Source organism: Lysinibacillus sp. fkY74-1 (genome assembly GCF_053165895.1).
Genome location: NZ_CP170173.1, coordinates 3,627,935 through 3,651,252 on the forward strand (window position 1 = coordinate 3,627,935; position 23,318 = coordinate 3,651,252).

Consider the following 23,318-nt stretch of genomic DNA (forward strand, 5'->3'; position numbering starts at 1 on the left):
TTCTACTCCCATCTAGTCGCCTTTAACGGCAGCTGAATCATTATTTTTGTTCCTACATCCAATGTACTGGTTATATGAAAATCAGCCTCTGTGCCATAAATTTCATGAATACGCTGATAAATATTCCATAAAGCCGTTCCAGTCCCTTGCTCCGATTGCATAATCCGTTTACCAAGCTGCTTTACCTGCTCTTTTCTCATGCCACAGCCGTTATCTTCTGTTAACAGGACTAGCTTATCGTTTACTCGTTGTACTTGGACAAAAATCTTTCCTTCCTTACGATTTTTAAATGCATGATAAATAGCATTTTCAACAAGAGGCTGTAATGTAAATGGTGGAATCTGTACATCGAAAAGTGATTCATCCATAAAAAACTCAACTTCGTAACGATTAGGAAACCTTGTTTGCTCAATAGATAAATATGCCTCAACATGATCAATTTCATTTTTCAATGGAATGAGCATTTGCCGTGCGCCTTGCAAATTGCTTCTAAAAAAAGTACTAAGTTTGATTAATAATGCTCTTGCCTCATCTGCATCTGTACGGATCAAGCTTGATATGGTATTAAGGCTATTAAAGAAGAAATGCGGATGCACTTGTGCCTGTAACGCTTTAATTTCAGCGTCCTTTAATAACTTCCGCTGTTGTTCAATTTCAGCATATTCAAGCTGTGAAGAGAATAGTCTACTTAAGCCCTCCGCAAGCTCCTTCTGCACCCCTGTTAATGAATCTGCTTTCGTGAAATACAGCTTGAGGCTTCCAACAGTACGATGCTGTACCATTAAAGGTAAAACAATGGCAGCGCTTAAAGGACAATCCTCATGTGGACATTGAATTTCCGTTGCCGAGGTAGCCATTAAAATTTTGCCTTCCTCTAATACTCGCTTCGTCAAAGCCGTCATAATTTCCCGATGAATTAAATGATGGTCCTCTCCAACACCAACATGTGCTAATACACCGTTTTTATCGGTAATAGCGACCGCCTCTACTTTAATTTCTCTTTTAATAATTTCAGCCACCGTTTGACAGGATTCCTCATTCAATCCTTTTCTGAAATGCTCAATCGTTTGTTGGGCAATTGAAAAAGCTTGATGTGTTTGCAATGCCTTTGTTCGTTCTTCTTCATCAATAAATGTTTTTATAATCATAAAAAATAAAAAGATTCCAAAAGCATTCATCAAAATCATTGGCATGGCAATTAACGTGACTAGCTGCAAAGCTTGCTCAAATGGTTTCGCAACAGCTAAAATCACAATCATTTGAATCGTTTCCGCACAAATTCCAATGATGACAGCTTTCTTGTAGGAAAAAGTTTGACGTATTTTGAAACGTTTGCTTAAACCACCAGTCATAAAGCCCGCTAAAATCGTCGAAATGCCACAGGCTATTGCTGTAAAGCCCCCAAGTGTCATGCGGTGAATACCTGCAATAATCCCCACGCATACACCAACAAGAGGCCCACCAAAAATACCTGCAATGGCTACACCGATCAATCTCGTATTGGCAATAGCCTCCTCAGCGTTAATCGTACTATGTATCATCTGATTTAAAGGATGTATCGTACCGCTTTCAATTTTAATCCCTGTATAACTACTAATAATACATAAGCTACTAAAGGTAATGATGAGCCATATTTTCTCCTTCGTCCCTTGCTCCTGAAATAGCTTCTCTCGAAACAGTCTCCATCTCGACATTAAAAAGGCAAACACAATGATCAGCCCAACTCGCTCTAACATAAATAAAAATAGCTCCATCATAGGTCCCCTCTCGAAGTCATATTATTTTTTAAAGAACAGTCGATAAGAGGTATAACCAAAAATATCCCCAGGATTAATCCCCTCTATCGCTTCTAATTGATGCTTTTGAAATTGATTAGTTGCCATTTCTTTTAACATAACGGAGGTTGCTTCATCTTGTGCGAGCTCCTGAGGATACAACCATTTGGCTTCTAGTATTTCTTTCTCCTGAATGCATACTTGCTGCTGTTCATCCAGCATACGACAATAAAAAATTGCCATATTATCGCTGATATCGTCACGGATGACGCCTGTACGAAATCCAATTAACCCTGATACGCTGCAATCTATCCCTGTTTCTTCTTTTATTTCACGAATGACTGCCTCATCCACTGTTTCTCCTGCGTTAACAAATCCTGCTGGTAATGACCAACGTCCTTTCAATCCACTATAAGCCTTTTTCACCACTAACCATTGTCCAAGCTCATTAACTGTAACACCTGATACACCCAACCATATTTTCCCTCGATCTTTTCTCATAACCTTCACCTCTATATATCTATTATACCTGCTTGCTTTCAATGGAAAAAAGCTTTTATTCAGAATTTTAAGACCAATCCTTATAAAGTGAAAAAATACATTTACAATCCTCATTTGTCAATATGTTACACTTAATGAAACTCATCATTTTAGGTACGAAAGGAGATTGTATGTTACATGCACTATCAGTACGAGCAAAGTACTTTATAGTAGCCCTTATATTCGCGATACTCACGCCTTTTTTAGCCTTTTTTATGCCTCTAACCATATCGCAGACATTCTATGCTCATAGAGAGGATGTCGTCCTGATGACACCACCTAGCAACTTTATTATGCTTTTAATCGCCTTAGGATTGATTTTCTTAGTTTTACTAGTACTCGGTTTAAAAAGGAATACAAAAATCTACATCCTCGCATGTGTAATCATCTTAGGTAGTATCGTCTTAGGTTATTATTCTTTATTAAGCTATAGCGCTATAAAAAAGGAGGAAATCGTTTTTCAACAGTATCACCACCAAACTATTTATAAATGGCAAGATATAAAGGAGGTTACCTATGAATACGAAATAGGTACAGTGGGAACCTATTTTTTTCTAACAACAAACAATGAACAATTTATGATTGTGGAGAACGGACAATTTGGTCTCGACGAAAAGAGGGCCATTTATAAGCTAGCTGTTTTAAATGGGGTAAAGTTTACGGAACGCGAAAAATTGGATTAACTCAATGCGAAAAGGCTTTATTGATCTTCAGGAAAAGACCACTTTTCTTATATTTCAATATCCAGCAGGAGCTGAGAGAGAGGATATAGATTTTCATAAAATAAAAGCCCTTCACGTCCTCACATCCTACCTCATGAATGAATACAGAAAGGGAGAGTAAAATGATTATAAAAATGACTTCTTCTAATATGAAGGATTATAATAAATCAAACCACGGTTTTATAGTCTCAGGAAAAATTATACCGACATACAAAAATAAAGTTTGGACATTTACAGAGGAAATAGGCACTGAGCCTTTTTTTAAAAAATATGAAGATGATGAAATTGACCTTAGCTACATAAACGATATGGAGAAAGCCGTATTTTTTTACTATATTGAATCCAATTGTGTAGGGCAGATTAAGTTGTGCTCTAACTGGAATGGATATGCACTTATTGAAGACATTGCTGTTGCAAAAGATTACAGAAAAGATGGCATTGGTACAGCTTTAATAAATAAAGCCATTGAGTGGGCAAAAGAAAGGAATTACTGTGGTCTCATGCTTGAAACACAGGATATCAATGTTTCAGCCTGTCATTTTTATGCCAAAAATCAATTTGTAATAGGTGCAGTGGATACCATGCTTTATTCAAACTTTCCAACAGCAAATGAAATAGCAATTTTTTGGTATTATAGATTTTAAATAATCCGAATGCGTTGTTTAATTATGTAAACAGGGCTTTTGTTTTAGGTTTTGATGTTTTCAAGCCATAGTAAAAGCCTCTTCAATTTGTTGTTATCAAAACAAACAAATCAAAAAGGCTTGGTATTCACAGCCCTAAATACGCTATTTTAGGGTTGTGTTTACATATAATCTGGATTGTGTACACATCAATTCTAACCGTTATTTACAATCCTTCTTCTACATTTATATGACGTTTAATTACTCACAAATCTCAGGTGTACCTTCACGCTTTGCTGTTTTGAAAGATGTACCGCAGCCACACGATGCAATGGCATTTGGATTATCAATTGTGAAGCCACCGCCCATTAGCGATTGTTTATAGTCAATTTTTGTTCCCATCAAAATCGGCGCATCTTCACGGGAAACAAGAATTGTTAAACCATGTTGTACATCTACAAAGTCATCCTCTTTTTTCTCTTGATCAAAATGCATGCCATAGGATAGTCCACTACAGCCGCCACCGTTTACTACTACACGTAAAAAAGAACCTTGCTCTTCGTTATGCTCCATCATTTCATTAATATGAAAGCCGGCAGCCTGTGTAATTTCAATAACTTGCTTTGTACTTGTCATCCCCATCACCTTCCTTCTTACGTATTATCATATCAATTTTGACCAATGTATGACAAACATTCAGCTTCAAGGTAAATTTTAGTGATAGTTCTTATATTTTTCACATGTTTAGGATTTTTTGTTCATGCTTCTAACAGCTCCATTGGTATAATAGTTACAATGACTTCTATGTAGGGGGTAATATATATGGATATTTCACCGTATTATGAAAAACAAATTCAATGTTTGAATTGTAAAAAGGATTTTCCGACGTTAAAAGTACGTTCTAAATTTATTAAAGTAGAACATACAGAAACCGATTTCCACCCTATTTACACAGATGATGTGAATGCGCTTTATTACAATGTCTTCGTTTGCGAGCATTGTGGCTTTTCGTTTACAGAGGACTTTACAAAATATTTTGCACCAGGTATTCAAGATGAAATACACACACAAATTACAAAAAAGTGGGTGCATCATGATTTTAAGGGAGAGCGTACTGTTTTTCAGGCCATACAAGCTTATAAATTAGCTTTCCTCTGTGGCACAATAAAAAAAGAAAAACATGTCGCTATTGCTGGTTTAGCTTTACGTCTTGCTTGGCTTTACCGTTCGCTCAAAAATAGTGGGCAAGAGGAACGCTTTATGAAACTAGCACGTGATCATTATATGGAATCGTACTCCACAGAAGATTACAGTTCTACACAAATGTCTGCTGTACGCATCATGTATATGATTGCGGAATTATCAAGAAGAATCGGAGACATTGAAAATGCGACACGTTTCTTTTCGAGAGTGATTGAAAAACAAAGTAGCGGTGGCGAGGCTAAAATTGTAGATATGGCAAAAGAGCAATGGGCTATCATCCGTGAAGAAAAAGAGCATGCGCGCCACATATAATTTAAAAAAAGTTCTAGTCTGAGATTCAGCTAGAACTTTTTAATGTCTTAGAATACTTGCTCTACTTCCACAATACCTGGTACTTCCTCCAATAATGCACGTTCAATACCAGCTTTCAATGTAATAGTAGAACTTGGGCAACTGCCACAAGCACCTAATAAACGTAATTTTACAACGCCATCCTCAACATCTACTAATTCACAGTCTCCACCGTCACGTAGTAAGAATGGACGTAATTTATCTAATACCTCTTGAACTTGGTCGTTAATTGTTGCTTCTGCCATTTTATCTCGACTCCTTTCCTTATAATGATTATAATGTTAGCAACAGAAAAAATCCAATATTGAATCACAAGGAGAGAAAATACGATGCAACCAACTAAACCTATGATTGAAATTTATGGAACAGCTGTAATTTGCGCTAGCTGTGTCAATGCTCCATCTTCCAAAGATACATATGAGTGGCTACAAGCAGCTATCGATCGAAAATATCCAGATCAACAATACGATATTCGCTATATCGATATTGAAGGACCAATTGAGAATGAACGTGATCAAGACTATGCGACTCGTATCCAGGAGGATGAGTTTTTCTATCCGCTTGTCCTCATAAATAATGAAGTTGTAGGCGAAGGTTATGTACAGCTGAAACCGGTATTTACTGCACTTGAAGGTTTAGGTTTTGTCCCAGATGAAACAGTATAACCAAAGCTAAGGGATTGTTTCAAATGGAAACAATCCCTTTTACTAACTAATCATTTTGACGTTTATAATACCATAATAGTCCGGATTTCATTAAACGAGCAATACGGCCTGTAACTGTTGTATCTGCCAAATAGACAAAGCCTTGTTTTTTACCAAGCGCACCCATGAAACCTTTTAATTTAATTTCTGGCATTTTTTCAGGTAATTGTTCGCCCTTCCAACGCATACGAAGTACTTTTACAATTAGCTCTGCTTGTTCCTCTGCTAACTGTGCCGTTGGAGGTAAATCTGAGGAAGCACAATCCCCAACAATATATACATGTTCATCGTCAAGTACATTAAAATACTGTGTTACTAGTGGACGACCATGTTTATCCTTCTCAACATCCATATCACGTACGATTTTGACAGGCTGTACGCCAGCAGTCCATACCACCTTGTCGAGTAAAATTTCTTCCTCATGATTGAAAATTTTACCTTGTTCCACTTTAGTAATATTGGAATTGGCAATAACATCAACGTTATGCTTAACAAACCAATCTTTTACATATTTACTTAATTTTTCTGGGAAATCCTTTAAAATACGTGGCCCTCGGTCAAATAGCTTAATTTTTAAATCAGATCGACTTTCACGGAGCTCACTTGCAAGTTCAATACCACTTAAGCCAGCCCCTACAATCCCAACTGTAGAACCAGCAGGTAAACCACATAGCGCTTGAAGTGTGGCACGTGATTGCCCCATCGTTTGAATGCTATAAGTGTACTCCTCTGCACCCGGTACACCATGATATTTATCTTCGCAACCAAGACCAACGACTAAATCATCATATTCAATACGTTGTCCATCTTCTAAAACGACTACTTTTTCCGCACGATTAATTTCAGTTATTTCTCCATATACAGGCGTTAAACGTTCATGCTCAGGGAAGCTTACACGAATTTCTTTATCGGTAGCAGTTCCTGCTGCTAGCGCATAAAACTCCGTTTTTAAACTATGGAAAGGGGCTCTATCTACTATGACTACCTCTCTGTCTAATGGCAGATTATTTAATAGACGAAGCATGACACGCATATTGCCATAGCCGCCACCTAAAAGTACTAATTTACCCATAATATTCTCCTTTTATATCTCTTTTAATAATTGTTCACAAAGTATCCACAAACGAGTATAACCGATTGTGAGAAGTTTCACAATATCAGAATGAAATTTTGTGAAAGATTTCACAAAATAAATGAAAAGATGTTCATTTCGATAGACTTTTAAGCAATTAATAACGGTTTTCCCTTTATTTTTTATATAAAAACACTTTAATACTTTCAACTTAAATAATTGACGAAATTCGTAAAACCGAGTAGCATTACTTTGGTGAGGTGACATGGATGAATCCAATGGTTGAATTTTGTATTAGTAATTTAGCAAATGGCTCTCAAGCAACTTATGAAGTACTCGAACGCGATCCGAATATTGACGTTTTGGAATATGGCTGCCTCAGTTATTGTACAAAGTGCTCAGAATCTTTTTATGCTATTGTCAATGGTGAATTAGTAGAAGCTGATTCTCCAGAAGCGTTAACGAAAGCCATTTATCAGTTTATTGAAGAAAACCCTTTATGGTAGGTTCCTAAAACGCACCTATATAAATAAATTTGAACAAAAAAAATGGATGTTATGCTAATAAATCTGCATAACATCCTTTATTTATTGTAACGCATCCACTACATATGTAGGTTGAAGTTCTTTCTCTTGTACAACCTTTGTGGGCGTAACGCCTGTATTCACATGGATTGTATCACAGCCAAAATTAATACCGCACATAATGTCCGTATCATAATTATCACCAATCATAACCATGTCTTCTTTAGAAAAATTGTGTTCTGTCGCAATCACTTCTAGGATAGCAGGTGATGGCTTTCCTATATAAATAGGATCAACGCCCGCAACCTCTCCTACTAAACGAGCAAAAGAACCATTCCCTGGTAAGAAGCCATATTCTGTTGGGAACTTAATATCCTGATTAGTGGCAATAAAAATTGCTCCTTTTTGGACAAAAATTGCCGCTCTAGCAAGTGCCATATAATCAAGCGTTCGATCAATCCCCATGACAAATACATCTGCCTCGTCTTCAACAGGCACAATATTTTCACTAAGTAATGCCTGACGAATACCATCTGAACCCATCATAGCTACTTTTTTTCCTGCATAATGGAGTGCTACATACTTCGCTGTGACGGACGCACTTGAATAAATATGCTCTAATGGTGCACGAATCCCTATAGACAGTAAAGCATCTTGCAGTTGTTCTCGCGTTTTAGAAGAGTTATTCGTGACATAAAAAGGCTCAATTCCTGCTTGCTGTAAGCGATGAATAAATGCAATCGCAGAAGGAATTCCTTCCTTTCCACGGTAAACAGTGCCGTCTAAATCAAAGCAATAGGCCTTATACGCTCTCATTGATGATCCTCTGGTAAAAATGCAGAAACTGGGCCTAGCTCATTTGTTAAATAATGATGGACTGCAGGTGAAAATTGCTTTAATGCCGATAAATTGGCTGTAAGTACGTGTATAACTTCATCAATATCTACTTCTATAAACTCACGTACAAGCATTTTACGCAAGCCAACAACTGCTTTATATGGTGCCTCCATTTCAGCAACTACGACTTTTTCATCGATTAATATATCAATAATATCCTCGTAGCTTCCTGGATCGCGCATTATGAAACCGTCAATCATTAAATTTCCTACGTCCATCATTGACTCCATAATGTTGTGTCCAATTCGCTCGATAGCTAATTTCTTTATATCATTTTGAGACCAGTTATTCTCTGTCTCCAAAATGTCTAATAGCCCATCTAAGTACTGTAAATTTTTTGTGATTTTATTACGATCTACAAAATACACAAGGAAAGCCCCCATTCAAATCTTTAAAAGTTGATAGTCTTTTCTCTTCTATAGTACCATAACTATAGGACTGGAAGGAGATTAAAAGATGGAACGTTTTTTTTTATATGATGATGTAGAAGATACAAAAACACGCTTTGTTAGCTTTGCAGGAAAAAAACTACGCTATGATTTAGCGATATTACAATCTGGCCGCTTCTTTGGGAAAGTACTTGTCATGGATATTCAATTTGGTCGCTTTGCTATTATTGGCCCTGATGATGTAGAAGAGCCTGGCTATTTAGAACATGTTTACAATCGGACAGAAGACGAAACCGAAGAACTTCGAGAATATTTACGTGAACTATTGAATTAACACCCTTTTTACAGGGTGTTTTTTGTATGACATCATTACATTGCACTAGATATTTTTCTGAGGATTTTTAAATCAAGATAAAAAAATTCCGCTCACCAGTCGGCTTTTGCGAAATCTTTTAAGGTCGATTATTTATTGAGCGTGGATGGATTATCCTTATTATGTGGCTTGTCTTTATTTTCATTGTCATTTTGCTTTTTCGCTTCATTATTTTGACCAATAACGCCTAAATCATCTACACTAATATCAAAACCATATCCGTATTCTTCACGATCTAGGTGCTTTTTATTGCGCTTATCCTTCGTCAACATCATCACCTCCACTCATAAATTATCCCTTTTTCAAAGTTTTATACTTCTTGTACCTTCATTGCTTAAGCTGTTGCATCTTTTATGATCCATCGCGCAGCTCTCATCAAATCAGGAAAAATTGCATCTGCTAAGGGGTCATCCTCGCCTAAAAATACGCCCTTTGTACCCGCTTGTTTTCCCGCTATAATATCTGTATCCGTATCGCCAACCATATAGGATTTCGATAAATCAATGTTATATTTCTTTCCTAAATCAATAATGAGCTTACTATTAGGTTTTCTACAGGCACAGCCCGACTTAGGCTTATGGGGACAATAAACAACTTCATGAATAATGGCGCCTTTTTTCTTTAGCTCCTTCACCATATGTTCATGTATTTTTTGCAAACCACTCTCGCTCATAAAACCTAAACCCACGCCACCCTGATTTGTCACAACAAAAATATAGTCAAAATGTTTATTTAATTTTCGAATGGCTTCTGGAACTTGGGGTAAAAAGTATAAATCCCTAGGTTTATTAACAAATTTCACACGTTTTGTTAATACTTCATTGATCACACCATCACGGTCTAAAAAGACGGCTCTTTTCATTTGTATCTCACCTTTAATCAGCTGTTTTGAGCTTTATTATTCCCCAATTATACAAAAGCTAATAAAAACAAAGAAAAAACTTGATGTATCATCACATCAAGTCAGACTGTAGACAAACTCAAAAAATTTGAGAGTTTGCCTACAGTCTTTTTTCTTTTACAATGAAATAAAGTAAAGCCGTTGATTTCCACTACGGGCGGACGCTTTCCGCGGGCGGGGTCGAGCTGCTTCCCTCGCTTCGCTCAGTCCAGGATCTCGACTTTCCCGCTTTTCCCGCAGGAGTCGCCACCCTTCGTTCCCATCAACTTCTACATAGGGTGTTGAAAAGTAAATGCTCCATGCAGAACATTTATTTATCGATTCCACGCATGTGAAAGCGAGTGCGAATAAACGGAAGTATGATAAAAAGGTTGTGCGAAAAGAAACACGGGCTTATGAAGAAAAACTTCCATTAGAGGTAAATATGGATCGTGAAGAACATGGAAAAAAGCCCTTTCCCCTGGAGTAGTTTGAAAAGGAAGAATGGAAAGAAACAAAGGGCAGATATTGAAGTATGCGACAACGGCGAAGGAAGGATATCACCAATATAAATCGAATCCTTTGATTTGTGCGAAGTGTCCAAGCCTTTCCCGATGTACAGAAAGTAAGCTTCATCAAAAACTCATTCAACGTCATATTTGGGCGTCGTATGTGGAGGAAGCTCAACATTTACGCCATTCCTATGACATCAAACAAATTTATGCCAAGCGCAAAGAAACGATTGAGCGTGTCTTTGCGGATGCAAAAGAAAAGCATGGTATGCGATGGACAACCTTAAGAGGTCTAAAAAATGGTCCATGCAGGCGATGCTTACTTTTGCTGCCATGAATTTAAAGAAACTAGCTACTTGGACGTGGCAGACAGCTTAAGAGAGCCTCTATGCTCGAAGAGTATGTTGGATACAGCAATGATTTACCAGATATTGAAAATGAAAGAGAAAGAAACATGACAAAAGCCATCGAGAATAAACTTCTCGATGACTTTTGTCTACAGTCTAACTTGATGTATGATCACATCAAGTTTCTTCTTTTTATTCTGTTAATGGTTCTTGGTCGGTTGGCTGTGCAGTTACTTCATTCACATCCAGCACCTCTGGCTGTTTCATAACTTTCCCTGTTTTACGTAAGACAAAATAAGCGCAGCCAAAATTACAATATTCATATAAATAATCTTGAAGCGTGCTTATTTTCGTATCAAAAGTTGACTTTTGATTTTTATCATCAAAAAAGCCCTTTAATCGTAATTGATTATAGCCCCAATCACCTACTATATAGTCGTATCTAGCTAATATATCGGAATACCTTTCCTGAAAAACTTCCTCCTGAAAGGCTTCGCGAAAATCTTCTAATAGTTCATATTCTAATCCTTCAACTATGATCAAAGTGACACCACCCTCTTGTTCATCCTTGACGTTTAGAGCTCTGCTTGTAACTGACGTTCTTTTGTTGCAGCATTTACTTGTTCGTCAGCATGATAACTACTACGTACAAGTGGGCCAGCTTCGCAATGTTTAAAGCCTTTTTCCATAGCAATTTTTCGCAGTTTCCCAAACTCTATCGGTGAATAATATTTTTTAACTGGTAAATGCTTTTTCGTAGGCTGTAAATATTGACCAATCGTCATGATATCCACATTATTTGCTCGTAAATCATCCATTACTTCTAAAATTTCTTCATGCGTTTCTCCTAAACCAATCATTAACGATGATTTCGTCGGAATTTCTGGTTGCATTTCTTTAGCTAGACGTAGGAACTCCAAAGAACGCTCGTATTTTGCACGAGCACGGACTCTTGGTGTTAAACGACGTACGGTTTCAATGTTATGGTTTAAAATGTCTGGCTTCGCATCCATTAGCATTTGAAGATTTTCCTTCATACCACCTAAATCAGATGGTAATACTTCAACAGATGTGAAAGGACTTTTGCGACGAATAGCACGTACTGTTTCTGCTAAAACTTCCGCTCCACCATCTTTTAAATCGTCACGTGCTACCATAGTAATGACAACGTGTTTTAGGTTCATAATAGCTACTGAATCTGCAACGCGTTCTGGCTCTGCCAAGTCTAACTCATTTGGTAAACCTGTTTTTACTGCACAGAATCGACAAGCACGTGTACAAACCGAACCAAGAATCATCATTGTAGCCGTACGTCTTTCTCCCCAGCATTCATGAATATTTGGACAGCGAGCCTCTTCACAAACAGTATGAAGATTTTTCTCACGCATAAGCTTTTTAAGACCTTTATATTCATCATTAGTGTTTAGTTTTATTTTTAGCCAGTCTGGTTTTCTTAAATGTTCTTCTTTACTTGTAGGTTTACAAGATGTCATACGGATATCGCCCCTATCAAAAATATGCATTTTTTATATTAACTATCTTCACTGTTGTCAATGTAACATATTAAATGAACTCCAACAACTATCACAGTAAACATTTCTATTTAAAAGGCACAGGTATTTCAATGGAAGGTTGAGGCGCATCACTGCTATTGGTATAGATGTTCGGTACTGGACCTCTAGTTAATCCCATAGCAACAGGAATATCCTGTGCAACGGTTGAAGATTTACTTGCAAAAGGAACAATAATTTGGACATTTACCTCTAAATGAATGCCCACCTCAACATACGCACTATTAATCCCAAATTCCTGAATAGATGAGGTCACGTTACTGTGGACATTTCCTATCACATGGAATCGTATAGGGATTTTTGGTCCTAAATTTCCGAGCAAAGGAATATTCGCTGCTTGCCCGAGTGGTACAAAAAAGACAATACCATCCCCTTCCTGAATTCTGTTAATATCATATTCAACATTATCTAATTCAGGTAAATGTGATAGTTCTCCTTGTTCTGCCTGCTCTAAATACATTTTTACAAGCTCTAATGTCTCCGCTCGAACGCGATTAATAATTTCCGTATTAAACTTGGTTGTCATCATATCAGAACTACCTGGAGGAATATCTTCAATAATATCATTTACATCTAATACATTGGAGGTACGTGAGTTAATGGCTTTACTTACTACATATGATGCAATTTTTGTAGTTTGTACTTCTGCATATTGCAAATAGGTGGGCATGAGCCGTTCATTTAAATAATAAATAAATAATATAAGACAAACAACGATACTAACAATTAAAATGGTTAAACGATTAAGACGTATTCCCCTTTTATGATAAGAGCGCAATTTCATCCTTTTTCGAGGGAAAAACAAAAAAATCTCCTCCTGTTCCATAACGTATGAACAGGAGGAGATTTTTATTCTACCTTTGCAGGAACCATGTAATCCGTCTCAACATTTTCAATTAGAATGCTAGGAAAGTCCACTAAATTGATTTCATATGTAGCTGCGAGCAATTGATTTTGCTCCTCAAAAATACGAATCCATGGTAATGCGGCATCCAACGGGTTTTGTCTAGATACTATGCCACGTCGACCATCTGATAATTTTAAGATAACTCCATTTGGATAATGAACGACTGCTCTTTTTAGGGCATTTACAATGCGAGCATCATATAGCGTACCAGAGCCTGCCTCTACAATAGCTAGTCCCTGTGAAGGAAGCATTTTTTCACGATATACTCGATTAGTCGTAACCGCGTCAAAAACATCAGCCACGCCAATAATCTTGGCAAATGGGTGAATTTCAAAATCAACTAGTCCTCGTGGATAGCCACTACCGTCAATACGCTCATGATGTTGAAACGCACAATGGGCCACAAGCAATGAAATAGAATGTAAATTGCGTAATAAATCAAAGCCATAGCGGGCATGCATTTTCATGGCTTCAAATTCTTCATTGGTTAAGCGACCTGGTTTCGTTAGGATATCTTTTGGTACCATTAGTTTACCTACATCATGTAGTAATGCACCTATCCCTACTAACCGTAAATCCTCAGCAGAGTAGCCGAGCTCTTTGGCGATGGCTATCGAGTAAAGTGTCACTTGAAAGGAGTGTTGATATAAATACTCATCAAATAAATAAGCATCTGTTAATATCGTTAAAATTTCATCATTTCCAGTAACAGCAGAAAGTAATTCATCTACAATCGAGACAATTGTCTTTGATTGTTGATCTAATATATAAGAGGCATTTACTGAATTTAAACCATCGATTGATTGAAATGAATCTTTAATTGTTGTAATGACTTTATTTCGCATTGCAGGTGGCACAGTTTCTTCTACTTCAATGCCCTCCGAAATATCATCGTCAATGTATAGGTAATGTGTATTTAACTGTTGAAGTCGCTGAATAATACGGTCATTAATGATAACATCCTTCTTTAAAAGCGGATGCCCCGCCTCATTCCAAATGGTTCTGCCTAATACCATTCCTTCTTTTAATACATCGATTGAAATTAATCGCATGATTTCTTCCCCAATCCATTCTTTAAGCTCACTCTATTACTTAAAGAAACTTTGACCATAATCTATCATAATGTTTCGTAAAAATTCTGGTAAAATATATTGCTTCTTTGCATATTTGAAACTTGGATAAAAATATCCAAAAGTAAACAAATCTAATGTAACAAGTTTATAGATGTGATTGTCATCTGCCAGCTTACCATTAATCAACAACTGACGATTGTCGTTCATGGAAAAACCATATGTCAACATTTTTCCAAAGATCACACCTCTAAACCCTAATCCTTTTAATTCAATATAAGGCCATTCCTCATTTTTGGATTGCATATAGATTTCCTTCATTTCCATAACAGATAATTCAATTGTACATAAATTAATAGGATGTGGAAAAATTCGATGCAAATCTAATGCTGTCACAGTTCCCTTTGGGAGACCGTCTAAAAAAATACCAGCATTAAACAAGGCACAATCAGCACCACTTTTTTCTAAAATAGCATGTGCAAATAAATCAGATAGCTGTGAGTAGTGGAACCATTCCTTATTATAAGATTTCTTTGTCGTAAATACTGGTGTATCCAATATTCTAATTCCTTCATCCTCTAGGGATTGTACAATTTGCTGTTCGTTTTGGATATTTGGCAAGTCCTTATTATGAATTAAAGCATCCTTTTTTTCAACAATTTTCCTCATTTTTTTATCATATTCGATAACAAGATGTCCTGTGTATTGACCAAATTTCCCTCCACCTGTCAATAAAACACCATTGACGAGTTTCCCTTCTGGCAAGACATGATGTGTATGTGATCCAAATATGACATCAATTTCTGGACATTCCTCTGCTAATAGCTCGTCTTCAGTTATCCCTAAATGGGATAGGCATAAAACAATATCAACCTCTTTACGTAGTTGATGAGCTAAACGAAGAAGTGTGCTTCGTGCTTCAACCATTTGCCAATTTAACGCCTGATAATACACTTCAAACATAGCCGTTGCTGCAATTATTCCTAGCTTCGTACCCTTTTCCGTTGTAAGCACAACATAGGGCTTCAGCCAGGCTGGATTTCTCCCCTGATACGCATCAATATTACCTACGACAACATCAAAATTCGCATCATCATATAAATGAAAAAGCTCATCATGGGACAATGTAATGCCCTCGTTATTCCCAATTGTCACTACATCGTATGCTGCCTCATTAAGTAATTGTACGTTCCCCTTACCAATCGTCGCTTCAGTATAAATATTAGAGCGATCTAAATGATCCCCCACATCAAACAAATAACTTGTTTCCCCTATTTTCGCTAGACTGCTGCGCTTCTCTTTCACATAGCTTTGCATTCGTGGCCAATACTTAAAATGACTATGCAAATCATTTGTGTGAAAAATATGGATTTTTTCAAGCATTAAAGCCACCTCATTTCATTCGCTAGTATAGCCGATTAAGCCAATATCCCTTCAACGATGGAACGAATTCCTAATAATAATAAAATAATCCGAAGAACCAGTACAAGCGTATCTGATTTAATTTTTTTATTTAAGGCTGCACCTAGCTTCGCTCCAATATATGCTCCTGGTATTACGGGAATTGTATAAAGCCATGGAACATGCCCTAAATATATATGGCTAGCCGTATTTACAACAGACGTTAAAAAAACTAAAAACATCGAAGTTGCTATTGCTACATGTGGTGGAAATAAGAACAAAATAATCATAGCCGGCACAATCATTGAGCCCCCACCTATACCAAACAGACCTGAGGCAAACCCTACCCCAAATGTAAATAAAATGGCAAACCAAATCGGATATCCATAGACAAAGGTTTTCCCTTGTGCATCAGTAAACTCCTGTTGCAGGCCATTTTTCACAAACCATTCTACCGGCTTCAATTTGTCGCGAACAAGTAAAATAATGGATAAAATAATAAGCAAAATACCAAAGTATAAATTGAAGGATGGTAAATCTAATCCTTTATTAACCCATGCACCCAAAATGGAGCCTGGAATACTGCCGATAAAAAATATATAGCCAGTTTTATAATCCACCGTTTTCGATTTCATATAGCTTAATGTCGAGGCAAGTCCTGTAAAAATCATCATGACAACAGATAAACCAACAACTTTTTGTGGTGTTATATCTGGGATCATACCAAGGTTTAAACCGATATATAAAGTTGCTGGCACTAATACCACGCCACCACCAAGCCCAACTAATGAGCCAAGGAGACCTGAAAATAATGCAATAATTACTAATAAAATAAACGCCATTATAATTCCCCTTCAAACATGTTTAATTGTTTAGGCGCTAACCCAACATCTTTAATATTCAAAACACCCTGTAATTCCTTTGCGTTCTTCGCTGCATGATTACCTGAATTGTTATTAAATAATATAAAAAGTTCCTGCACCTCTGGCTCAAGCTTGAGAATTTGATGCCCAAGCTGTTGCAATTCTTCTTTATTGTAGTCATATAAAAAGCGCACTTTGCGCCAGTTTTCTGCATTCCCTGTATTACGCCAGCCATGTATATTTCGCCCATGAATACGCACCAGCGCCTTATCGGCAGTTACTACAGGATAGAAGGGTACCGATCCTACGCCAGCCTGCGGCTCATCACAAATCGTATGAATAAATTGATGCTCTCTTAAAAAGTCCATTGTTTGTTGTACTACATTATCTGCATACCATGTTTGATTGCGAAATTCGATAGCCACTTGGAAATCCTTTAATTGTTGACGAATATACAATAAGTATTGAACATTTTTTGACTGACAATCAAACCATGGTGGAAACTGAGCTAAAATCATTCCTAATTTTCCAAAACGTTTAAATTCTTGGGCACATTCAATAAAAGCGTTAAACATATCATTCTTTGATTCAAAGGGAATATCTCCCCGTAAATGTCCAGTCATGCCTTGATAGGCCTTCACTACAAAACGAAAATTCTCAGGTGTATTCTCACACCATTTACGAACATTATCTTTGGATGGTATGGCATAAAAAGAAGTATCTACTTCCACCGCTAAAAAATGACCTGTATAGTCAAATAATTTATCCTTTGAAGAAGTCACTCCACTATAAAGTGAAGGGTGATCGCCCCATCCAGTTAATCCAACTACAATCATGTGACATCCTCCTTTATCTACAACATAATCATAGCATACAGTCTTCTCCTACAATTAAACATCATGTAAAAAAAATATAGCTTTTCACAAGAAAAAGCATGAGTCCTTATACGATTGAACTCATGCCAAACAAGCTATTTATCAAGATTTTGTTGGAAGGCCTCTAAAAAAGTAATACGACTAAACGCTGGGCCACCTTCCATTAGTGGGTCCACAACATTAACAAACACTTGCTCATTTTTAAAGGCATTTATATTTTGGATAATGGGATTCTGTTTAAAATCTTCTAACGCATTTGGAGCATCCGCATTTTCATCCGTTGAAAACTGGACAAATAAAAAATCTGGATTCATATCCGCTAGTTGCTCAACAGAAATCGCTTCTTGAGATGTTGCCTTAGCAATTTCAGCAGGAACTTCTAAACCAAGCTCACCATATAGAACAGGGTTTAAAAATACTTCTTTTGGATAGACATAAGCTTGTCCCCCACGAATTCGAATGGCTGCTACTTTTTTGTCTTCTAGTTTTTTTGTTAAGCTAGACTTTGCCGTTTCAATATCTGCCTTATATGTAGATAATATTTTTTCTGCCTCTGCTTGCTTGCCTGTTAATTCAGCTAATAAGTTTAAATTAGATTCCCAATTCGTAGAGATATGCGAAACTAAAATGGTTGGAGCAATTTTTTCTAATTTACTTTGTACTTCCTCTGGAAATTTCGTTGAGCCTAAAATCACATCTGGATCTAATTCTAATATTTTTTCAAAGTTTGGCTTAATCTTCTCCCCAATCGACTCTGCCTTATCTGTAACAGCAGCGTATAACTTAGGGAATTTACCACCAACCGCAATCGCTCCTACTGGATGGACATCAAGTACCACCATATCTTCCATGGCTTCCATCGCACCCGTCACAACAATTCTTTCGACCTTTTCTGGCACTTCATAGCTTTCTCCTAGATAATCTATTGTTCTTGTCAAATTTTCATTGGTAGTACTATCTTGTGTTTGTGCCACTTCCTCTTTCATCGACTCTGTGGACCTATCTTCCTCTGTTGTTTTCTTCTCTCCGCATGCAGCGAGGCTCAGCATAAATACCGCTATCATACTAATAAATAGAAACTTGTTTCTCACGTATTCATTCTCCCTTCTTTAATTGATATTGATTCTCATTATCATTTTAGTATGTCTCCTTATAAAAATCCACTATTATTTCAATATATTAAGGAAGTTGTTTTCTTTACAAAACAAAAACCCTTGCCACACACATCGTTGTGACAAGGGTTAATTGATAAATTACCCAATAGAACCTTCCATCTCAAACTTGATAAGACGGTTCATTTCTACTGCGTATTCCATTGGTAATTCTTTTGTAAATGGCTCAATGAAGCCCATTACAATCATTTCTGTCGCTTCTTCTTCAGAGATTCCGCGAGACATTAAATAGAATAATTGTTCTTCAGACACTTTTGAAACTTTAGCTTCATGCTCTAAAGAAACATTATCATTAAGGATTTCGTTGTATGGAATTGTATCAGATGTTGATTGGTTATCCATAATCAGCGTATCACATTCAATATTGGCACGAGCACCACTAGCTTTAGGACCGAAACGAACTTGTCCCATATATGTTACCTTACCACCTTGTTTAGCAATCGATTTAGAAACGATTGTAGAAGATGTGTTTGGTGCCATATGAATCATTTTCGCTCCAGCATGTTGATGTTGACCTTTACCTGCTAATGCGATAGATAGCGTCATACCACGAGCGCCTTCACCTTTTAGGATACATGCTGGGTATTTCATTGTTAATTTAGAACCGATGTTACCATCAATCCATTCCATTGTACCGTTTTCTTCAACAACTGTACGTTTCGTTACAAGATTGTATACGTTGTTTGCCCAGTTTTGAATCGTTGTATAACGGCAGTAGGCATCTTTACGAACAACAATTTCTACAACAGCTGAGTGTAAAGAGTTTGTTGTGTAAACAGGGGCTGTACAACCTTCAACATAGTGTACATGTGCGCCTTCATCCACAATAATTAGCGTACGTTCGAATTGACCCATGTTTTCAGAGTTAATGCGGAAGTAAGCTTGTAGAGGTGTTTCAACTTTAACGCCTGGTGGTACATAGATAAATGATCCACCTGACCATACAGCTGAGTTCAATGCCGCAAATTTATTATCTGTGTATGGGATTACTTTACCCCAATATTGTTTGAAAATATCTTCGTTTTCACGTAATGCTGAGTCTGTATCTTTAAACACAATACCAAGATCTTCAAGGTCTTGCTTCATGTTGTGATAAACTACCTCTGACTCATACTGCGCAGATACACCCGCAAGATATTTTTGTTCTGCTTCTGGAATACCTAATTTATCAAAAGTAGCTTTGATTTCATCAGGAACTTCATCCCATGATTTTTGTGTCGCTTCTGATGGTTTCACATAGTACGTAATTTCATCAAAATCTAAATCGCCAAGATCGCCACCCCATTGCGGCATTGGTTTTGTATAAAATGTTTCAAGTGCCTTTAAGCGGTACTCTAGCATCCACTCTGGCTCTTGTTTCATATTTGAAATTTCACGGACGATTTCTTCAGTCAAACCACGTTTTGAACGGAAAATTGATACGTCCTTGTCATGGAAACCGTATTTGTAATCGCCGATATCAGGCATTTTTTTAGCCATCGTTTCTCCTCCGTTCATTGAGCTATATTTTCGAGGTATTCAACCTTTGCCATGAGTGAAAGTATGTCACTTTCACCCAGCTGACAAGGCAGTATGCTTTATTTCACACCTTTTTCCATTGCTTTCCAAGCTAATGTTGCACATTTAATACGTGCAGGGAATTGAGAGACACCTTGCAGTGCTTCAACATCCTCAAGGTCATATTTATCGCTATACTCTTCACCCATCATCATTTTAGAAAAAATATCAGCAAGCTCTAAAGCTTCATCTACCTTTTTCCCTTTGATAAGTTGAGTCATCATGGATGCAGAGGACATAGAAATTGAACAGCCTTCACCTTCAAATTTGGCATCCTCTACAACACCGTCAGTCACTTTTAATGTTAAGTGTATACGGTCTCCACATGTCGGATTGTTCATATCAATCGTTACAGCTTCACCTTCTAAAGAACCCTTATTACGAGGATTTTTATAGTGATCCATAATGACTGAACGATATAGTTGATCTAAATTATTAAAAGACATCGCCAAAATACTCCTTCGCAGAACGTAACCCTGCAACAAGACGGTCAATATCCTCCTCTGTATTGTACAGATAGAAGCTTGCACGCGCTGTCGCTACTTGCTGAAGACATTTCATTAGTGGTTGCGCACAATGATGACCCGCACGAACAGCAATACCATTCATATCAAGCACCGTTGCCACATCATGTGGATGGACATCATCCAAATTAAATGTCACAAGTCCACAACGTTTCATTGGGTCACGTGGGCCGAAAATTTTCAAACCGTCAATTGTTTCAAGCTGATCCATTGCATAGCCAACAAGCTTATGTTCATGTTCTGCAATATTATCTAGCCCAATCTCAGTTAAGAAATCAATAGCAGCTCCTAATCCTATTGCACCTGCAATAATAGGCGTTCCACCTTCAAATTTCCACGGTAATTCCTTCCACGTTGAATCATATAACCCAACAAAATCGATCATTTCGCCACCAAATTCAATTGGCTCCATCTTTTCAAGGTGTTCCTTTTTACCATATAGTACACCTATTCCAGTAGGTCCGCACATTTTATGCCCAGAGAACCCTAAGAAATCTACATCCAATTCTTGCACATCAATTTTCATATGCGGAGCCGCTTGAGCTCCATCAACTACCATAACAGCACCATTAGCATGTGCAATTTGCGCAATTTCTTTAATTGGATTTATAGTTCCAAGCACGTTTGACGCCATTGACACCGAAACGATTTTCGTTTGAGGTGTAATCGTTGCACGTACTTTTTCTAGACTAATCGTTCCATCAGCTTCTAGCTCAATGTACTTCAATGTCGCCTTTTTTTCTTTGGCTAACTGTTGCCAAGGAATAATATTGGAATGATGCTCCATTTGAGTAATGACAATTTCATCACCCTCAGCAACATTTGCACGTCCATAACTGGCTGCTACTGTATTTAAAGAGGTCGTTGTTCCACGAGTAAAAATAATTTCTTGTGTTGATTGAGCGTTAATAAACTTACGAACCTTTTCACGTGCACCTTCATATTTATCTGTAGCACGGTTCCCTAGAGTATGCACTCCACGGTGAACATTGGAATTATCAAATTCATAATAGGCTTTAATTGCCTCAATCACTTGAACAGGTTTTTGAGACGTTGCCGCACTATCAAGATAAACAAGTCTATGACCATTTACATCCTGATTTAAAATTGGGAAATAGCTTTTAATGTCTTTATTCATCATTAGCGAACTTTCCTTTCGATAACCTCCGTCAGTTGCTTTTGAACGCCCTCAATTGGTAATTGCGTAACAACTGGCGCAAGGAATCCATGGATAACAAGGCGCTCTGCTTCTGCTTTCGAGATACCACGGCTCATTAAATAGTAAAGCTGTAATGGATCTACTCGACCAACAGATGCTGCGTGTCCTGCTGTTACATCATCTTCATCAATTAATAAAATTGGATTTGCATCCCCACGAGCTTTTTCTGAAAGCATTAATACACGTGATTCTTGCTGTGCATCTGCTTTCGTCGCACCATGTTCGATATAGCCAATACCATTAAAGATAGATTGAGCTGCATCTTTCATAACACCATGCTTTAAGATATGCCCGTTTGAGTTTTTACCCCAGTGACGAACCTCCGTAGTGAAGTTAAGTTTTTGTTCTCCACGACCAACAACTACTGTTTTTGTATCTGCATGTGAACCGTCACCAATTAGATGAGTAATATTTTCTGAGATTGTATCTGAGTCATTCATTAAACCAAGAGCCCAATCTACTTTTGCGTCACGTGCTAAGCGTGCACGACGGTTTACATAAGTCGTAAAGCCTTTTGCAAGTACATCTACTGCTCCATATGTTACTTGCGCATTATCTTGGACAACTACTTCCGCAATAATATTTGCTTGGCCTTTTGCTTGTTCCACCGTTGAAACATATGTTTCCACGTATGTTACAGCAGAATTTGCTTCTGCCACTACTAATACATGGTTGTATAATGATGCTTCAGCATTATCGTTTAAGAAAACAACTTGAAGTGGTTGTTCAATGACTACATTTTTTGGGACGTAAACAAATACGCCACCATTAACTAGTGCTGTATGAAGCGCTGTTAACTTATGTTCATCCACTTTAACAGCTTCAGTCATAAAGTATTTTTGAACAAGCTCACCATGTTCACGAACTGCTGTAAAAATATCCGTAAAAACAACGCCTTTATCAACAAGCTCTTGTGATATTTTAATGTAAGCTGGTGTATTATTGCGCTGAATATAAAGATTCTCTTGCGCTTCAAGGTCAATTAACCCTTTTGCTTCTTCAGGTAAAGCATCTAACGATGGAAATGCCTCACTATGAACTGTAAATGCTGGGAAGTTCATGAAATCCCATTTTGTAATATTAGTTCTATCTGGTTTTGGCAAATCTAAACCAGTTACTTTGTCTAGTGCTGCCGCGCGAAGCTCTGTAAACCAAGTTGGTTCACCATTTGCTTCTGAGAACGAGCGCACGTCCTGTACTGTTACAGGCAAGTTAAGTTCCACTGTCATGCTAGTTCGTCCTCCCTC

At 37.4% G+C, this 23,318-nt stretch carries 27 protein-coding genes and 1 pseudogene; 7 read left to right on the plus strand and 21 right to left on the minus strand.

Features of this window, described 5'->3' with window-relative positions; translation table 11 throughout:
• Positions 1 to 2: 2 nt before the first annotated feature.
• Together ACE1MS_RS17920 and ACE1MS_RS17925 are read right to left on the minus strand one after the other, a co-directional pair.
• Entirely contained in the window at positions 3 to 1,754 is a 1,752-nt protein-coding gene (locus ACE1MS_RS17920; protein WP_036160556.1) for a sensor histidine kinase, read from the minus strand.
• A gap of 24 nt (positions 1,755 to 1,778) precedes the next feature.
• On the minus strand, positions 1,779 to 2,276 hold the full coding sequence (locus tag ACE1MS_RS17925; RefSeq protein WP_031418553.1) for an NUDIX hydrolase: 498 nt from the start codon (positions 2,274 to 2,276) through the stop codon (positions 1,779 to 1,781).
• A 308-nt stretch (positions 2,277 to 2,584) separates the two neighbouring features.
• On the opposite strand from ACE1MS_RS17925, the gene ACE1MS_RS17930 reads away from it, so the two are divergent.
• Complete coding sequence (locus ACE1MS_RS17930; protein WP_230584516.1) at positions 2,585 to 2,998, plus strand: hypothetical protein; 414 nt, start codon at positions 2,585 to 2,587, stop codon at positions 2,996 to 2,998.
• Positions 2,999 to 3,159: 161 nt separating this feature from the next.
• Positions 3,160 to 3,681, plus strand: a complete 522-nt coding sequence (locus ACE1MS_RS17935) for a GNAT family N-acetyltransferase (RefSeq protein WP_099806392.1) — start codon at positions 3,160 to 3,162, stop codon at positions 3,679 to 3,681.
• A gap of 240 nt (positions 3,682 to 3,921) precedes the next feature.
• Here the strand turns inward: ACE1MS_RS17935 and ACE1MS_RS17940 are convergent, their stop codons facing one another.
• On the minus strand, positions 3,922 to 4,296 hold the full coding sequence (locus ACE1MS_RS17940; protein WP_025116662.1) for a HesB/IscA family protein: 375 nt from the start codon (positions 4,294 to 4,296) through the stop codon (positions 3,922 to 3,924).
• A 186-nt stretch (positions 4,297 to 4,482) separates the two neighbouring features.
• On the opposite strand from ACE1MS_RS17940, the gene ACE1MS_RS17945 reads away from it, so the two are divergent.
• On the plus strand, positions 4,483 to 5,175 hold the full coding sequence (locus ACE1MS_RS17945; protein ID WP_012292350.1) for a DUF2225 domain-containing protein: 693 nt from the start codon (positions 4,483 to 4,485) through the stop codon (positions 5,173 to 5,175).
• 47 nt (positions 5,176 to 5,222) lie between these two features.
• Here ACE1MS_RS17945 and ACE1MS_RS17950 read toward each other — a convergent pair whose 3' ends face one another.
• A complete protein-coding gene (locus ACE1MS_RS17950) occupies positions 5,223 to 5,459 on the minus strand; it encodes a NifU family protein (protein WP_004228295.1) in 237 nt (78 codons plus the stop codon).
• Between the two features lie 84 nt (positions 5,460 to 5,543).
• Between ACE1MS_RS17950 and ACE1MS_RS17955 the strand changes: the two genes are divergently transcribed.
• Positions 5,544 to 5,879 carry a YuzD family protein gene (locus tag ACE1MS_RS17955; protein ID WP_031418558.1) on the plus strand — a complete coding sequence of 112 codons (336 nt, stop codon included), beginning with the start codon at positions 5,544 to 5,546 and terminating at the stop codon, positions 5,877 to 5,879.
• 46 nt (positions 5,880 to 5,925) lie between these two features.
• Here the strand turns inward: ACE1MS_RS17955 and ACE1MS_RS17960 are convergent, their stop codons facing one another.
• Positions 5,926 to 6,990: an NAD(P)/FAD-dependent oxidoreductase gene (locus tag ACE1MS_RS17960; RefSeq protein WP_036166460.1), complete on the minus strand. Its 1,065-nt coding sequence runs from the start codon at positions 6,988 to 6,990 to the stop codon at positions 5,926 to 5,928.
• Between the two features lie 269 nt (positions 6,991 to 7,259).
• Here ACE1MS_RS17960 and ACE1MS_RS17965 point away from each other — a divergent pair, with 269 nt between their 5' ends.
• Positions 7,260 to 7,496 (plus strand): YuzB family protein, encoded by a 237-nt coding sequence (locus ACE1MS_RS17965; RefSeq protein WP_008178065.1) that lies wholly within the window; start codon positions 7,260 to 7,262, stop codon positions 7,494 to 7,496.
• 81 nt (positions 7,497 to 7,577) lie between these two features.
• On the opposite strand, the gene ACE1MS_RS17970 is transcribed toward ACE1MS_RS17965, so the two are convergent.
• On the minus strand, positions 7,578 to 8,330 hold the full coding sequence (locus ACE1MS_RS17970; RefSeq protein ID WP_031418561.1) for a TIGR01457 family HAD-type hydrolase: 753 nt from the start codon (positions 8,328 to 8,330) through the stop codon (positions 7,578 to 7,580).
• Positions 8,327 to 8,779, minus strand: coding sequence for a DUF86 domain-containing protein (locus tag ACE1MS_RS17975; protein ID WP_197224249.1), 453 nt, complete (start codon positions 8,777 to 8,779; stop codon positions 8,327 to 8,329). The genes ACE1MS_RS17970 and ACE1MS_RS17975 overlap by 4 nt, the downstream gene beginning before the upstream one ends.
• 88 nt (positions 8,780 to 8,867) lie before the next feature.
• On the opposite strand from ACE1MS_RS17975, the gene ACE1MS_RS17980 reads away from it, so the two are divergent.
• Positions 8,868 to 9,134 (plus strand): DUF3055 domain-containing protein, encoded by a 267-nt coding sequence (locus tag ACE1MS_RS17980; RefSeq protein WP_008178058.1) that lies wholly within the window; start codon positions 8,868 to 8,870, stop codon positions 9,132 to 9,134.
• A 128-nt stretch (positions 9,135 to 9,262) separates the two neighbouring features.
• On the opposite strand, the gene ACE1MS_RS17985 is transcribed toward ACE1MS_RS17980, so the two are convergent.
• Positions 9,263 to 9,445 (minus strand): hypothetical protein, encoded by a 183-nt coding sequence (locus ACE1MS_RS17985; protein WP_031418564.1) that lies wholly within the window; start codon positions 9,443 to 9,445, stop codon positions 9,263 to 9,265.
• Positions 9,446 to 9,507: 62 nt separating this feature from the next.
• Complete coding sequence (locus tag ACE1MS_RS17990; RefSeq protein WP_012292342.1) at positions 9,508 to 10,035, minus strand: D-glycero-alpha-D-manno-heptose-1,7-bisphosphate 7-phosphatase; 528 nt, start codon at positions 10,033 to 10,035, stop codon at positions 9,508 to 9,510.
• A 331-nt stretch (positions 10,036 to 10,366) separates the two neighbouring features.
• Here ACE1MS_RS17990 and ACE1MS_RS17995 point away from each other — a divergent pair.
• Positions 10,367 to 10,943, plus strand: a pseudogene (locus ACE1MS_RS17995) (transposase); the annotation flags it as partial.
• A gap of 161 nt (positions 10,944 to 11,104) precedes the next feature.
• Here ACE1MS_RS17995 and ACE1MS_RS18000 read toward each other — a convergent pair.
• The 12 genes from ACE1MS_RS18000 to sufD all read right to left on the minus strand — a co-directional run bounded on the left by ACE1MS_RS18000 (position 11,105) and on the right by sufD (position 23,300).
• Positions 11,105 to 11,455 (minus strand): YutD family protein, encoded by a 351-nt coding sequence (locus tag ACE1MS_RS18000; RefSeq protein WP_447402518.1) that lies wholly within the window; start codon positions 11,453 to 11,455, stop codon positions 11,105 to 11,107.
• A gap of 32 nt (positions 11,456 to 11,487) precedes the next feature.
• Entirely contained in the window at positions 11,488 to 12,405 is a 918-nt protein-coding gene (gene lipA, locus ACE1MS_RS18005; RefSeq protein ID WP_031417697.1) for a lipoyl synthase, read from the minus strand.
• Positions 12,406 to 12,511: 106 nt separating this feature from the next.
• Positions 12,512 to 13,309, minus strand: coding sequence for a sporulation protein YunB (yunB, locus tag ACE1MS_RS18010; RefSeq protein WP_447402519.1), 798 nt, complete (start codon positions 13,307 to 13,309; stop codon positions 12,512 to 12,514).
• A 23-nt stretch (positions 13,310 to 13,332) separates the two neighbouring features.
• Positions 13,333 to 14,442: an HD-GYP domain-containing protein gene (locus tag ACE1MS_RS18015; protein WP_012292338.1), complete on the minus strand. Its 1,110-nt coding sequence runs from the start codon at positions 14,440 to 14,442 to the stop codon at positions 13,333 to 13,335.
• A 36-nt stretch (positions 14,443 to 14,478) separates the two neighbouring features.
• Positions 14,479 to 15,843, minus strand: a complete 1,365-nt coding sequence (locus ACE1MS_RS18020; protein ID WP_036164322.1) for a bifunctional metallophosphatase/5'-nucleotidase — start codon at positions 15,841 to 15,843, stop codon at positions 14,479 to 14,481.
• 35 nt (positions 15,844 to 15,878) lie between these two features.
• Entirely contained in the window at positions 15,879 to 16,703 is an 825-nt protein-coding gene (locus ACE1MS_RS18025; RefSeq protein WP_012292336.1) for a sulfite exporter TauE/SafE family protein, read from the minus strand.
• Entirely contained in the window at positions 16,703 to 17,560 is an 858-nt protein-coding gene (locus tag ACE1MS_RS18030; RefSeq protein ID WP_447402520.1) for a DUF72 domain-containing protein, read from the minus strand. The genes ACE1MS_RS18025 and ACE1MS_RS18030 overlap by 1 nt, the downstream gene beginning before the upstream one ends.
• Before the next feature lie 134 nt (positions 17,561 to 17,694).
• Complete coding sequence (locus ACE1MS_RS18035; RefSeq protein ID WP_031417703.1) at positions 17,695 to 18,663, minus strand: ABC transporter substrate-binding protein; 969 nt, start codon at positions 18,661 to 18,663, stop codon at positions 17,695 to 17,697.
• A 189-nt stretch (positions 18,664 to 18,852) separates the two neighbouring features.
• Positions 18,853 to 20,250 carry a Fe-S cluster assembly protein SufB gene (sufB, locus tag ACE1MS_RS18040; protein ID WP_031417705.1) on the minus strand — a complete coding sequence of 466 codons (1,398 nt, stop codon included), beginning with the start codon at positions 20,248 to 20,250 and terminating at the stop codon, positions 18,853 to 18,855.
• A gap of 98 nt (positions 20,251 to 20,348) precedes the next feature.
• Positions 20,349 to 20,774 carry a Fe-S cluster assembly sulfur transfer protein SufU gene (sufU, locus tag ACE1MS_RS18045; RefSeq protein ID WP_012292332.1) on the minus strand — a complete coding sequence of 142 codons (426 nt, stop codon included), beginning with the start codon at positions 20,772 to 20,774 and terminating at the stop codon, positions 20,349 to 20,351.
• Complete coding sequence (locus tag ACE1MS_RS18050) at positions 20,764 to 21,993, minus strand: cysteine desulfurase (protein ID WP_012292331.1); 1,230 nt, start codon at positions 21,991 to 21,993, stop codon at positions 20,764 to 20,766. The genes sufU and ACE1MS_RS18050 overlap by 11 nt, the downstream gene beginning before the upstream one ends.
• A complete protein-coding gene (sufD, locus tag ACE1MS_RS18055; protein ID WP_012292330.1) occupies positions 21,993 to 23,300 on the minus strand; it encodes a Fe-S cluster assembly protein SufD in 1,308 nt (435 codons plus the stop codon). Before sufD ends, ACE1MS_RS18050 begins: the two co-directional genes overlap by 1 nt.
• Positions 23,301 to 23,318 lie beyond the last annotated feature (18 nt).